The sequence below is a fragment of the Mycolicibacterium sp. HS_4_1 genome (assembly GCF_054515875.1).
Genome location: NZ_CM137261.1, coordinates 1466653 through 1480017 on the forward strand (window position 1 = coordinate 1466653; position 13365 = coordinate 1480017).

Genomic DNA, 13365 nt, shown 5'->3' on the forward strand with positions numbered 1-13365 from the left:
TTTCCGAGTGCTTCGGCCTGAGTGTCCACGGACTGACCGGCACCGTCTAGCGCACGCGGATCCACAACGATTGGTGCCATGCGGATTCCTGCCTATCGCACCGTCAGCCCAGTCACCGCGACCACATCGTTTGGTTACTCTTGGCGGCGCCGGTGTAGTTGCCGTGCGCCTTGTGCGCCGCCTCTCTCAGCTTGACCAAAGCCTCACGCATCTCCTGCGCTCCCTCTGCCCAGCGACGGTGAGCGTCAGCCTGCGTCGCTGCAGCGGTGCCCACCCATGTGGCGTGGAGCCCTGAAACGTCGGCATCAGCTTCAGCGATCATCGCCTCGATTTTGGTTTCTACCTGGGCCATCTTTTCCACGATGCCCATCAGCTTGTCGGTATCAACACCGAATTCGTCAGACATCGGCGGCCCTACCTGTCAATTCTCATCTGGGTACTGAGCGCTGCCCCCGAGTGATTGTCTTGGCTCTCGTATGCGCCGGCCGCCGTGCCGAGCAGGGTCGCCATCTCGGCAAGACCGGTATGAACGTCCTTGGCACCCTCGTGCCACTTCCAGAACGATTCGGCGAATGCGCCGCTGGACAGCCCCGTCCAGCCCGAACCGACGAATCCGGAAACCTCGCTGTCGATCGCCTGCAGCTGAGCGGCGAGCTCATCTGCGAGGGAACTGATTGACCCTGACACACGTCGTAGCTCTTCTGGGGAGACGCCCAGAATTCCCCCTGCGGCCATGCGATACCCCCAACGCGTATTGGCTGACGGTTGAAGCCTACCGAGGGTGGCGGTGGGTGGGCGACGCGAATTTCCTTGTCGCTCACAGGTTTTAGACAGGATGCTATCAGATTGCTGACAGGATTGTCCTGCGGCCGATGTGAGCTGTGCAACGAGCAGTGACATCCAGCGACTGGATCTCTCGATGACTTAAACCCGCTGGTCCAGGACGCAGCCAGGAATCGCCGTGGCCAGGGGATTCCACGGCCTCTCGTAGGGTCGAAACCGTGCATGTCTACCAACTGGCTTTCGAATGGACGGATACGAACCGGCACTGGCTGATCGAGGTGCCGATCCGGATCGTGTCGTACGGCGTGGTCGCGCTCATCGCACGGTTGGCCCTGCACCGCGTGATCGACCGCGCCACGACCGGGCGGGCCGGCAAGACCATGGCCGTTGATGAGGAGTCGCAGGCCAACCGTCCGCCGTTGCTGCGCTACCTGCGCGACCGGGCGGCATCGTCGAACGCCCGCAAGGCCGCCGAGCGGCGCCGCCAGCGTGCCCAGACCATCGGGTCGGTGCTGAAGTCGACGGTGTCGATCCTGCTGCTGGTGTGGCTCGTCCTCGCGATCCTGAGCGTGCTGGGCGTGAACATCGCGCCGTTCATCGCGTCGGCCGGTGTGGTCGGCCTCGCGATCGGCTTCGGCGCGCAAAACCTGGTGCGCGACTTCGTCAGCGGCATCTTCATGCTGCTCGAGGATCAGTACGGCGTCGGCGACAGCGTCGACCTCGGCGACGTGACCGGCGAGGTACAGAGCGTCGGCCTGCGCATCACCACGGTGCGCGACGGCGACGGCACCCTCTGGTATGTCCGCAACGGCGAGATCAAGCGCGTCGGCAACATGAGCCAGGATTACGCCGTTGCGCACGTTGAGGTTCCGGTCGCGCTGACCGCGGACCTCGACCGGGCCGAGCAGGTGGCCCTCGAGGCGGCCGAGTCCGCCATCACTGATCCGGCGATCTCCGACAACGTGCTGGGCGAGCCGGAAATGCTTGGCATCCAGGAACTCTCGCCTGATCTGCTCATCCTGCGGATGACGGTCAAAACCAAGCCGAACACCCAAGGCGCGGTGCAGCGCCGGCTCCGCCGCGAGATTCTGCGCGCCTACGACGAACACGACATCGCGCTGCCGTACCCGCAGGGGCGTTTCCACGCCGTGGTGGGTGGTCGGGCCACGGAGTAGTGCCCTGGGCTCCCCGAACATCATTGGTCGGGGAGCGGTCAGCGCCCGGCGGTCTCCTGCGGATTCACGCTGTCGACGGCCAGGACCGTGATCGCCATGCTCCGCCCGGATTCTGTCATGTATCTCCGGGTTTCGCCGACGTGAGCGGCGACGAGCGCCTTTCCCAGCGGGCACTCCACGGAGCAGGTGTCACCGAGCGGCTTGGCGTCGGCGGGCAGGACGAGTCGGAAGACGTCGATGTCGTCCGGGTCGCCGTTGAACGACACGGTGACCCATGCGCCCGGCACGGCCTGACCGTCGAGGATCAGCCCGTCGCGCGCATCGATTGTGTTGGTGGATGAGGTTTCTCGCGGGTGCCGGTCTGCGATGACCGCACCGTGTTGTTCAGCGGCATTCGATGACACCGGGTGTGGGGGTGAAACCCTTGACGCGGTGTTCGGGTGAATTACAGCGTCCACAATTGTCACTATCCGCCGCGACGCGGACGGTGGCTGACGCACGCGGGCTTGTTTGCCGTGATGTCACGCGATGTACGTCCGGGTGTCAGCGGGAGGGCGAAAAACGGCTGCGGCGGACTTGTCGTAGCCCGGGCGTAGCGTCCGCGACATGACCGACAAACGACGTTTACGGAGCCTCAAACAGGCTCGACGCGATGTGCGGCGAGCAAAGAAGCGCAACGCCGGCGGCGCGGCCGCCAGACGGGCCACGGAGTTCATACGGCGCGCCATGTCCTGTGGCCATCCGCTCGGCCTACTCCGGTTGGCCAGCGATTTAATTCACCTGTCGAAGCCCGACAAGCTGGCGTTTCTCAAATCCGAACGCCGCGATCCCTTGCCTCTGGATCAAACTCTGAATGCCTTGATCGGTGTGAGGAATCGGGAGACGACGGCGGTGATCGCGGTGATCGCGGAACTGCTCCTTGACGAGCCCGAACTGCAGCTGCGATGCAGGGAGGAGTTGGCAGAGCGCCGCGAGCGTCTGCCGCGATGGATTGCCGAGCTATCCCGGATTGACGTCTACCGTGCGGTCCGCAGAACCGACGTGTTCGGAGATACCGACGAACTCTTCCTTGGTGCGCGACTCGATGGTGGGCATGAGCTGACCATCGTGGTGCTGATTGACCACAACAGATTCGGGGGAATTGTCGCCGCGGCCGCGGCTCCAGGTCCGATCGATGAGGCTGTCGCGTTGATGGCCGAATCCGATGACGAGCTCGAGGTAGTCGCGATGTCGTCGGCTGACGCCCGAAGGTGGATTGAAGATGCGTTCGCCAGACCGACGTTCGCATACGAAGGCTATGATTGGCCGCTCTACGAACCTTTGGTTCGGTGGCTGGTAGGCCAGCTGCCCGAAGGCGGTGAACATCGGCCCCCTGCTATGGATTGGCAAGTTGCCGAACAGCTTTGTGATGCCTTCATTGCCAGCAGCTTGTCTGGTCCGTTCGCAGGACCCATGTATCGGGATCAACTGCTCGAACTTTTCGAGACTGGCACAGAGGACCCGCTGCGGTGGAGTGAAAAACGCGTCCGAGACGTAATGCGCAACCCGGCTTACTTTTACGACGACGGCGATGACATTCCGTTGGAGGTCGCGCTGAATGTGCCCGACCTGCTACGTGCGTTCATCCCATATGCGCACGCGCAGAGTGCGATTGGCGACGAGCTGACTTCGCGAACCCTTGCCGTCATCGACGAGTTGCGGCCGAGCTACAGGCGCGAACTTCTGAGCGAGGCGCGAGAGTTTTGGGGATACGACGAGGCCGGCTAGAAATCGTTCCTCTCCTGCGGCACACACGATTTGGAGCCGTCAAGGATCCTTGACGGCTCCAAATCGAACATGTCAGGAGAGGCGGCCCGTCGCCGCAGCGTGCGCAGGCACCACGAAATCACCGGCGCGCGGACGGAACGCTCAAGCAATCAGTGCTCAGCATCCATGACCGGCTCACTCCCCGCAATCGTCTGCGTCCGCTTGTACATCCACGCCAGCACCGCGGCGAAGGCCACGACGCCGATCACTTCGGGAGCTGACCCGTTGAAACCGGAGAGCACCGCGAACGGTTCATCACTCCCTGTTCCGGCGACAAACCCGGCGAACACCACGCCGTACAAACTCTCGCCGACGATCATGCCCGTCGCCAACAGCACGCCAATCCGCTTCTTGCGCTCGATATCTCCGCCGGTCCGGTCCGCCCAGCGGTTGTAGAGCCAGCCCAGCAGCGCGCCCACCGGAATGATCAGCGTCAGGCTCATCGGCAGGTACATGCCCATCCCGACGGCCAGCGGCGGCAGCGCGAATCGGGAGGTGCGGGTGAGGGTCTCGTCGACCGCGATGGCGACAACCCCGATCACCGCACCAAGCCCGATCAGTCCCCAGTTCAGTGATCCGCCGAACACTCCCTTGGCCAACGACGAAATCAGTGCGGCCTGCGGAGCGGCCAAGGCATGATCACCCGCACCGGGAGCACCCAGAAATCCGAACGCCCGCTGCATCAGGTTGAGTACCGGCGGAATGATCGCCGACCCGAACGCCACGCCAATCACCAACGCCACCTGCTGTTTCCATGGCGTGGCGCCAACCAGTTGGCCGGTCTTGAGGTCCTGCAGATTGTCGTTGGAGATGGTCGCGACACCGAACGTGATGGCCGCGGCGAACAGCGTGAAAGCGACGAGGGCGGTGGACTGGCCGGCGTCGGCACGCCCGAACACCACCTTGAGCAGCACTGCCGCGATGAGCACCGTCAGGATGCCGACGCCGGAGATCGGACTGTTCGACGAACCGATCAAGCCCGCCATGTACCCGCACACCGACGCAATGACCAGGCCGATGACGAAGATGAACACCAGACTGGCCGCGATGATCCCGGCCGAATGCCCTTGCAGCACAGTGCCGCGGCTGAAATCCCACAGCAGTACGGCGATCGGAAGAAGCATCACCACGACGGTGCCGACGACCATGGGGAAGGGGATGTCGCGCTCGGTGAGGTCGACGACCTGGCCCTGCCGCCGGTCACGAGCTGACGCCAGTGCGTCCGTCATGCCTTTGACGATGGGGCGCAGAATCTTGAGCAGCGTCCAGATCGCCGCGACGGCAATGGCTCCGGCTCCGACGAACCGCACTTCGTGCACGAAGATGCCGTCGATGATGTCGCCGATCGGCTCACTGCCCGTGAGAGCGCCGTTGGTGCGGATCGGCAGCAGCACCCCGAACGAGATGACGAGCCCGACCAGCATCGCGATACCGACGGTCATGCCGATCAGGTGCCCGACGCCGATCATCGCCATCGACAGACCGGCACTGAACATCGTCCCGCCGGCACCGATACGGGTATATGCGGTAACCGAATTGGCGAGCACCTTGAGGTTGGCCAGCAACCCGAACCCGGCCGACACGACCGAGCCGAACGTGATCACCCGAAGCCCGGTGCGGTTGGCCTCGGCCCCCTCGGTGCCGTCACCGACCTTCAGTACCTCAGCCGCAGCGACGCCTTCGGGGTAGGGGAGTTCCGTTCCGGTGACAAGTGCTCGACGCAGGGGGATGGAGTACATGACGCCGAGCGTGCCGCCGACCGCGCAGACGGCGACGGTAGTCCAGTAGGGGAAGCCGGTCCACCAGCCGATCATGATCAACCCGGGCAGCACGAAGATGATGGCCGACAGCGTGCCCGCCGCTGAGGCCACCGTCTGCACGATGTTGTTCTCGACGATCGAATGGTTGGCGAAGCTGCGCAGCACCGCCATCGAGATCACGGCAGCCGGGATGGCGGTGGCGAACGTCAGGCCGACCTTGAGCCCGAGATAGACGTTGGCCGCGGTGAACACCAGCGTGATGGCGCCACCGAGCAGGATGCCGCGGACGGTCAGTTCGCGCAGGGTTGTGGTGGCAGGGGTTGCGACGGCCAACTCTTCGTCCTCTCTCTGGCGGGTGCTCTACACCGTAAGCGCTGAGCGCCAAGGTGCGCGCACCTTCGAGGAGGACGTGCCGACTAGCTTTCGGCCGCAGCCACCAGCGACCGCAACTTCACGTTCGGGTTGTCCCGCTGGAACCCTTCGAGCCGCCACGGCGTCGAGAACAGCACCAGCAGGACGCCGTCGGTGCGGGTCAGTACCTCGCAGGACACCTGCTTGCTCATGAACTCGGCGTCTTCGGGGTCGACGACCCGCGCCACCTGATATGGCAGCGATTCCAGCGTGATGGCCGCACCGATCTCGGTCGCCATCCGGTGCGCGGCCACCTCGAACTGCATGGGACCGACGGCCGCGAACACCGGCGCCTGTTCGCCACGCTTGTCCGAGCGCAGCACCTGGACGACGCCCTCCTGGTCCAGCTGCTCGATGCCCTTGCGGAACTGCTTGTGCTTGCTCGGATCCTTGCCGCGGACCACCGAGAAGTACTCGGGCGAGAAGCTCGGAATCGGCGGAAACTCCACGGGCACATCGCGATACAGCGTGTCACCGGGACGCAGCGCCGCGGCGTTGGCCAGACCGATCACGTCACCGGGCCAGGCGTCGTCCAACGTCGAGCGCTGCTGCCCGAACACCGACTGCGCGTACTTGGTCACGAACGGCTTGCCGGTCCCGGCGTGCGTCAACACATCGCCGCGCTCGAACGTGCCCGAGCACACCCGCGCGTACGCGATCCGGTCGCGGTGCGAGCTGTCCATGCCGGCCTGAACCTTGAACACGAACGCGCTGAACGGCGAATCCACCGGGCGCGGCTGGCCGGTGACGTCGACGATCGCGCCGGGCGAGGGCGCCAGGTCGACCAGCACGTCGAGCAGCTGGTTTACACCGAAGTTCAGCGCTGCCGAGGTGAACAGCACCGGCGAGGACTCGCCGGACAGGAAGGTCTCGCGGTCGTAGTCCGAGCCGTCCATCGACAGCAGTTCGGACTCTTCGACGGCGGTGTCCCAGTCGCCTTCGGCGGCGTCGTGCGCCTTGTCGGCGGGGATGTGTTCCTCGGGCGCGGCGGTGGCGCCACCGGCGGTGCGGGTGAAGCGGATGTAGTGGCCCTTGCGGCGGTCCATCACACCCTTGAAGTCGCCGGCGATGCCGACCGGCCAGGTCAGTGGCGTCGTCCGCAGCCCGATGCGCTCGTGGATCTCATCCATCAGCTCCAGCGCGTGCCGGCCGGGGCGGTCCCACTTGTTGATCACCGTGATGATCGGGATGCCGCGGTGCTTACACACCTGGAACAGCTTCAGCGTCTGCGGCTCAAGGCCTTTCGCGGCATCGATGAGCATCACGGCGCAGTCGACGGCCGTCAGCACCCGGTAGGTGTCCTCCGAGAAGTCGGCGTGGCCGGGGGTGTCCAGCAGGTTGATGACGCAGTCGCGGTACGGGAACTGCAGCGCCGTCGACGTGATCGAGATGCCGCGGGCCTTCTCCATCTCCATCCAGTCCGACACCGTGGACTTGCGGCCCGCCTTGCCGTGGATGGCGCCCGCCTCGGTGATCACCCGTGCGTGCAGCGCCAGCGCCTCGGTCAGCGTCGATTTACCGGCGTCAGGGTGGCTGATGACGGCAAACGTGCGGCGACGGGCGGCTTCGGTGGCCACCCGGCTGGTCGAGCCGGTAGCTGAGGCGGAACTGGTGGCGGGGGCGGTGTCGGTCATGGCACCAGACATGCTATGGGCCGACCAGGTAAAACCTGTAATCGCGAGGGCGTGACCAGCAGGTTTTGCCTACGGGCGGAACCGGCACAGCAGCCGGCGGACGGCGCTGCCGGGCTCCGGCGGCCGCCGGCTGACGTACGGCCACGGCTCGTTGCGCTCCGGGACGGACGCGGTCCGGACCAGTTTGAGCTGCGTCCGCAGATGCCGGCGCAGTTCGTGCAGGCTGGGATCGGCCCAGCGGTTGGACGCCTCGATGGGGTCGGCGGTCAGGTCGTAGAGCTCCCACTGGTCGTCGAGCGGGTCGGTGCGGTAGGTGTCGCCGCCGCGGCTGTTCGCCGCCAAATGGCGCACGCCCGGTTCGGTCCACGTCGCCGGATCGTCGAACGTGCGCACCAGCTTCCACAAGTGGCCGGTGCCCCCGGCGGCCTCTGCGTTGGTGACGCGCGACACCAGTCCCTCGAAGTTGGCGGCGACGTTCGCGGGCACCTTGATCCGCAGCAGCGCAGGCGGATTCGTGTTGGCGCCGATCGCCTGCGCCGCGCCCGACGCCCCGGTGTCGCCCTCGAGGATGTTGTCCCGCGTCATGATGTAGATCGGCCGATCCTTCTCGGCCGGAGCGCCATTCACCACCGGCATGAGGTCGCGGCCGGGCAGGGGATGTACTTCGGTGAACGAGGCGGCGAGCGTCTCGGACGTGGCGGCGACGTCGACCCCGGCGGCGCCGAGCAGCGTCGGGACCAGGTCGACGTGCGAGGTCGGGGCGTCGACTTCGCGGGACGTGGTCGCGTCTGCGCCGATCCGGGCGATGACGAATGGGACGCGCGTCGCCTCGTCATACAGGTTGAACCACTTCTGATGCAGCCCGCCGTGCGCGCCGAGCAGATCGCCGTGATCGGAAGTCCTTACCAGCAAGGCGTTTTCGGAGCCGTTCTCGGTGACGGCCCGGCGGACCCGGTCCAGCGGACCGTCGACTTCGGCATGCAGCCGGTAGTAGAGGTCGCGGTACTGCTGCGCGTTGCGGCGGTAGGTGCGTTCGATCACCGCGGCCGGGCCGTAACCGGAGTAGTACGCCTCGCGGAAGGCGGCCTGCGCGGCCGGCTTGTCGCTCAGGTCCTCGGTGGCCGTGGGCGGCGCGGGGACGTGGGGCGGTTCGAGCACGGGGTAGTCGAGCAGCGGGCTGCGGCGGACCCACGCCGGAAACAGCACGATGTCATGGGGATTGACGAAGCTGGCCACCAGCAGGAACGGCCGCAACGCGTCGGCGTCCCCGGCGCGCCGCCGTGCGTAGCGGTCTTCGAGCCAGGCGACGACGCGTTCGGCGACCAACGGGTCCCGGCGAAAACCACTGTTGGACATGGCCGCTCCGTGCGGCTCCGGTCCGACCCAGCCGGAGAAGCCGTACGGTCCCAGCGGATCGGCATCGAGATACGCCTGTACCGCCGCGGGGTCGACGACGCCCTCGGCGTCATTGGTGGCCAGCGGCTTGCCGGTCTTGGGATCTTCAAGATCGGCGTGCGAGATGTGCCACTTGCCGTCGTAGTGCGTGTCGTAGCCGGCGGCGCGCAACCAGTTGCCCAGCGTCGGCACCTCGCCCTGGCGCAGCCAGCGCAGCCGCGAGTCGTCGTACCGCTTACCGAGACCGTCGGTCTGCGTGACGCCGTGCAGATCCGGGTACTGACCGGTGAACAACGTCGGCCGGCTGGGCGCGCACGCCAGCGAGCCGGTGTAGTGCCGGGTGAAACGAACGCCGTTCTCGTCGAACCAGCGCCGCCCGGTCAGGGTGCGTTGCCGCCAGGCGAGGACGTCGTCGGACTCGTACGGCGGGACCGCACGTTCCTCGTCGGTCATCAGAATGACGATGTCGGGGCGCTGGTCCACAGCGCCATGAAACACCAACGAACGCGGCTGCGCAGTGAAACTGCAGACAACCTCTGCGGCCGGGTTTTTTCCTGAATTAGCTGGTGCTTTCGTGCTCCTCGAGCCCCACCGCCGCCAGCAATTCTTTCCGGTCCTTCTCGAGTTTGCCGGAGGCGTCAATTTCGCGCATCAGGTCGGTGAGACCATCCGCGATGGCGTTGAGTTTCTGCTGTAGGGCGTCGGTCGAGCGGGTCTCGGTGTTCTGCAGGAGCGCCACGAGCAGGAACGTGATGATGGTGGTCAGCGTGTTGATGATCAGCTGCCAGGTATCGAAGTTCACGAAGAGGAACGTCGGTGCCCAGATCACCACGATGGCAACGCAGGCGGCAAAGAACCACGCCTTGGAAGCCCACTTCGACACCTGTGTCGCGAACCGGTCGAAGAACGGCACTTCTTGGGTTACATCACTGGGCAACTCCGCACCGTGATTCGCGGCGTTGGCGGTATCGGTCATGGCGGCCTCCCGGGAACAGAGCTGAGGCGGTAGCCATACCCGGCAAACGGTGCGCTGAAACCGAACACTGCGTCCGGACAGCCCAAAACGGCGGTGCCGCAGGGGAGGCGGCGAGCAATTGCTAGTCGAACTGCCCGGCCAGGTACTCCGTCCGCGACGCGTTGCGTGCCAGCTTGCCCGACGTGGTGCGCGGGATGCGTCCCGCCGCAACCAGCCGCACGTCGGCGACGCGCACCTGGTGATGACGCGACACCGCGGCCCGCACGGCTTCGGCGACGGGCTCCAACGCCGCCCGGCCCGCACCGACCGCGCGCTCGGCCACCACGACCAGTTGTTCACCCGAATCCCCAGGCACAGCAAAGGCTGTCACGTACCCGGAGCGCACCGCCGGCGACGCACTGCTGACCGTCGCCTCGATGTCCTGCGGGTAGTGATTGCGACCGTCGACGATCACCAGATCCTTGATCCGGCCGGTCACGAACAGCTCGCCGCCCACATACACGCCGAGATCCCCTGTGGCCAACCACAATGCGTTGTCCTCGGCACCGTCGGCGTGGCTGACGGCCTGGCGAGTTTGCAGCTTGTTGCCGAACACCCGCTCCGACTCGTCCGGCCGGCCGAAGTAGCCCCGGCCGATGTTGTTGCCATGCAACCAAATTTCTCCGACCACGCCGTCGGCCGCTTCGTCGCCGTCGGGGGTCACGATGGCCACCCACTGGTCGGGGATGGCCCGCCCACACGACACCTGCGGTACCGCACCCTCGGCATGCCGGCCCACGACGACGGCCCGGCCCGCCGCGAGCTCCGCGCGGTCCAGATATGTGGCGCACGGCTTTTCGTCGGCGGCGATGCTGGCCACCGATAGCGTGGCCTCGGCCATGCCGTACGACGGCTTGACCACCGTCTCGGGCAGCCCGTACGGCGTGAACGCTGCCATGAACTGCTCGATGGACGGCAGCGTCACCGGCTCGGACCCGTTCAGCAGGGTCACCACATTGCTCAGGTCCAGGGGCTCACCGGCCGGCGGCAGGCCGCGCTGCGCGCACAACTCGAACGCGAAATTGGGTGCCGCGGCAAAAGTCCGGCCGTGCGCGGCCTCCTCGGCCAGCCGCTTGATCCAGCGGTAGGGCCGCCGGACGAACGCCATTGGGTCCATGAGGCTGATCTGCCCGCCGCACAGTGCGGGGAACATGATCATGATCAGGCCCATGTCGTGGTACAGCGGCAGCCAGCTCACGCTGCGGATGTCGGTGTCCAGCCCGCCGGCCAGGATCATCTGAATGACGTTGGTGCACACGTTGCGATGGGTGATCTCCACGCCGGCCGGGGTGCGCGTCGAGCCCGAGGTGTACTGCAGATAGGCGACGTCGTCGGTACGCGACCCCGGGTCGACATGCATCTCGGCCAGGGTGCCGGGCACGGCGTCGACGGCGATGACACGCGGGCGCTCGGCGGCGGGCAGCGTCTTGATGAACGCGCGGACCGCTTCGGCGGCAGCGGCGGTGGTGAGGACCGCGGACGGTTTCGCATCTGACAACACGGCCGCCAGGCGTTCGGTGTGGCCGGCAAGGGCCGGCGCGAACAGCGGGACGGCGATGTTGCCGGCGTGGACGGCGGCGAAGAACGCCGCGACGTAGTCGACGCCCTGCGGCGCGAGGATCGCGACGCGGTCGCGGGGAGAAGTGACCTGTTGCAGCCGGGCCGCGACGGCATTGACCTGAGTCCAGAGCCCGTTCCAGCTGAGTTCGACGATCTCGCCGTCGGGATTCTGCGAGTAGTCGATGAAGCGATACGACGGCTGATCGCCCATCGCCGCGCGGTTGCGCTCCAGGAACGACGTCAGCGTGATGCCGTCAGGTATGACGATCTTGCCGTCCGGTTGAACGTATTGTTCCAGCGATTCCGCTGCCCCAATAATGCTGTGACTCAAGGCTTCCCGACCCATATGTCGACACTAGTAGCGGATCTAACTAACCGACGAGTCAGAAACTTATGAAAGTCACCACTGCGGGAGCGGTGATGTGACGCGGGCCACTGGCGATCGGTGGTGGGATGCGGTCCCGCTGACATCGGCTACGAAATTTATTCCCGCAGACATACCCCCCTTGGGTACTATGGTTGGCGATAACGAATACCGAACCGGAGGCCGACGTGACGCATGGCAGCACGCGCCCTCATGCCATCGGCTGGGTCGTCGGTCTGCTGGTCTTGATCGCGGGCATCATTGGCATGCATTCGCTGGTCGTCACGTCGGCGCACGCCCCGTCGCACCACGCGCAGGCGGCTGTTCTTCACCACGCCAGCGCCCCGGCGGTGCAAACGTCCATGTCGGATGCCTGCAACTGCAACGGACACAACGGCTTTCACGCCTGCGTCTTCGTCATGACCGAACTGCTGGCCATCGCAGGTCTGGCTTTGCTGTACTGGCTGGGCGTCACGCCTCAGCAGAACGTGCAAGCCCGGATCCGCCGAGCGTTGCGGCGCAGGCAAAGAGCCCCGCCTTGGACAGTGCTGACCCTCGCGGAACTGTCCCTCCTCCGAATCTGATGGGCCGCGCCCCGCGTCAACCCCATCCAATTCTCAAGGAGTTCAACCATGTTCAAAATCGCATCGATCGCTGTCGCCGGAACCGCTGCCGTCATCGCACTGGGCGCCTGTAGCCCGCCGAGTCAGCACGACTCGACCCAGACCCCGACCAGTTCGTCCATGCCGATGTCGGGCAGCAACATGCCCGGGATGTCGGGCGGCAACATGCCTGGGATGTCGGGCGGCAACATGCCTGGGATGTCGGGCGGCAACATGCCCGGGATGTCGGGCACCAATATGCCCGGGATGTCAGGCGCCAACTTCAACGATGCCGACGTGACCTTCCTGCAGATGATGTATCCGCACCACGCGCAGGCCGTCGAGATGGCCAAGCTGGTCCCGACCCGCTCGCAGAACCAGCAGGTCAAGGATCTCGCCGCAGCCATTGAGAAGGCCCAGGCTCCGGAGATGCAGCAGATGACGACGCTGCTGGCCGGCTTCGGCAAGCCCGCGCCGTCGGCCACCATGAGCCACTCGATGCCGGGTCTGATGACCCCGCAGCAGATGACCGACCTGACGGGCCTGTCCGGCGCGGCGTTCGACAAGATGTGGCTGCAGATGATGGTCGCGCATCATCAGGGCGCCATCACCATGGCGGGCGATGAGCTGAAGAACGGCACCAACGCCGACGCCAAGAAGATGGCCGAGTCGATCGTCACCACACAGCAGGCTGAGATCGACACGATGAACGGCATGCTCGCCAAGATGTAAGCCGACGACCGCCGATACCGGCGGTCACATCTGTAACTTCGGCACCGGTCTCCGTAGGCGACCCTCGCTGGGAAGCGTCAACTTTCCCTGACTCGTCAGGGAAAGTTGACGGCTCCAGATCGCATGTG

12 protein-coding genes are annotated in these 13365 nt (G+C 65.7%); 4 read left to right on the top strand and 8 right to left on the bottom strand.

Annotation, left to right across the window (positions count from 1 at the left end; all coding sequences use genetic code 11):
• Positions 1-112: 112 nt before the first annotated feature.
• Positions 113-406 (bottom strand): WXG100 family type VII secretion target, encoded by a 294-nt coding sequence (locus ACX12F_RS07030; protein ID WP_459368891.1) that lies wholly within the window; start codon positions 404-406, stop codon positions 113-115.
• A gap of 8 nt (positions 407-414) precedes the next feature.
• Positions 415-735, bottom strand: coding sequence for a WXG100 family type VII secretion target (locus ACX12F_RS07035; RefSeq protein ID WP_459368892.1), 321 nt, complete (start codon positions 733-735; stop codon positions 415-417).
• 266 nt (positions 736-1001) lie between these two features.
• On the opposite strand from ACX12F_RS07035, the gene ACX12F_RS07040 reads away from it, so the two are divergent.
• Positions 1002-1958 carry a mechanosensitive ion channel family protein gene (locus ACX12F_RS07040; protein WP_459368893.1) on the top strand — a complete coding sequence of 319 codons (957 nt, stop codon included), beginning with the start codon at positions 1002-1004 and terminating at the stop codon, positions 1956-1958.
• Between the two features lie 38 nt (positions 1959-1996).
• Here the strand turns inward: ACX12F_RS07040 and ACX12F_RS07045 are convergent, their stop codons facing one another.
• Complete coding sequence (locus ACX12F_RS07045) at positions 1997-2362, bottom strand: GreA/GreB family elongation factor (protein ID WP_459368894.1); 366 nt, start codon at positions 2360-2362, stop codon at positions 1997-1999.
• 202 nt (positions 2363-2564) lie between these two features.
• Here ACX12F_RS07045 and ACX12F_RS07050 point away from each other — a divergent pair, with 202 nt between their 5' ends.
• Positions 2565-3725, top strand: a complete 1161-nt coding sequence (locus tag ACX12F_RS07050; protein ID WP_459368895.1) for a hypothetical protein — start codon at positions 2565-2567, stop codon at positions 3723-3725.
• A gap of 149 nt (positions 3726-3874) precedes the next feature.
• Here ACX12F_RS07050 and ACX12F_RS07055 read toward each other — a convergent pair whose 3' ends face one another.
• The 5 genes from ACX12F_RS07055 to ACX12F_RS07075 form a co-directional block, all read right to left on the bottom strand.
• The gene (locus tag ACX12F_RS07055; RefSeq protein ID WP_459368896.1) at positions 3875-5857 is read right to left on the bottom strand and encodes an OPT family oligopeptide transporter; all 1983 of its coding nucleotides are present in this window, start codon (positions 5855-5857) and stop codon (positions 3875-3877) included.
• 83 nt (positions 5858-5940) lie between these two features.
• Complete coding sequence (locus tag ACX12F_RS07060) at positions 5941-7569, bottom strand: peptide chain release factor 3 (protein ID WP_459368897.1); 1629 nt, start codon at positions 7567-7569, stop codon at positions 5941-5943.
• Positions 7570-7638: 69 nt separating this feature from the next.
• Complete coding sequence (locus ACX12F_RS07065; RefSeq protein WP_459368898.1) at positions 7639-9447, bottom strand: sulfatase-like hydrolase/transferase; 1809 nt, start codon at positions 9445-9447, stop codon at positions 7639-7641.
• A gap of 76 nt (positions 9448-9523) precedes the next feature.
• A complete protein-coding gene (locus ACX12F_RS07070) occupies positions 9524-9940 on the bottom strand; it encodes a low affinity iron permease family protein (RefSeq protein WP_459368899.1) in 417 nt (138 codons plus the stop codon).
• A gap of 121 nt (positions 9941-10061) precedes the next feature.
• A complete protein-coding gene (locus ACX12F_RS07075) occupies positions 10062-11885 on the bottom strand; it encodes a fatty acyl-AMP ligase (RefSeq protein WP_459368900.1) in 1824 nt (607 codons plus the stop codon).
• A 206-nt stretch (positions 11886-12091) separates the two neighbouring features.
• Here ACX12F_RS07075 and ACX12F_RS07080 point away from each other — a divergent pair, with 206 nt between their 5' ends.
• Complete coding sequence (locus ACX12F_RS07080; protein WP_459368901.1) at positions 12092-12487, top strand: DUF6153 family protein; 396 nt, start codon at positions 12092-12094, stop codon at positions 12485-12487.
• 48 nt (positions 12488-12535) lie between these two features.
• Positions 12536-13237: a DUF305 domain-containing protein gene (locus ACX12F_RS07085; protein ID WP_459368902.1), complete on the top strand. Its 702-nt coding sequence runs from the start codon at positions 12536-12538 to the stop codon at positions 13235-13237.
• The last annotated feature ends 128 nt before the right edge of the window (positions 13238-13365 follow it).

What these genes read in the sequence shown, in the direction of transcription:
- ACX12F_RS07050 (WP_459368895.1), top strand. Translation starts at nt 2,565, where the DNA reads ATGACCGACAAACGACGTTTACGGAGCCTCAAACAGGCTCGACGCGAT.
- ACX12F_RS07030 (WP_459368891.1), bottom strand. Translation starts at nt 406, where the DNA reads ATGTCTGACGAATTCGGTGTTGATACCGACAAGCTGATGGGCATCGTG.
- ACX12F_RS07035 (WP_459368892.1), bottom strand. Translation starts at nt 735, where the DNA reads ATGGCCGCAGGGGGAATTCTGGGCGTCTCCCCAGAAGAGCTACGACGT.
- ACX12F_RS07070 (WP_459368899.1), bottom strand. Translation starts at nt 9,940, where the DNA reads ATGACCGATACCGCCAACGCCGCGAATCACGGTGCGGAGTTGCCCAGT.
- ACX12F_RS07060 (WP_459368897.1), bottom strand. Translation starts at nt 7,569, where the DNA reads ATGACCGACACCGCCCCCGCCACCAGTTCCGCCTCAGCTACCGGCTCG.
- ACX12F_RS07075 (WP_459368900.1), bottom strand. Translation starts at nt 11,885, where the DNA reads ATGGGTCGGGAAGCCTTGAGTCACAGCATTATTGGGGCAGCGGAATCG.
- ACX12F_RS07085 (WP_459368902.1), top strand. Translation starts at nt 12,536, where the DNA reads ATGTTCAAAATCGCATCGATCGCTGTCGCCGGAACCGCTGCCGTCATC.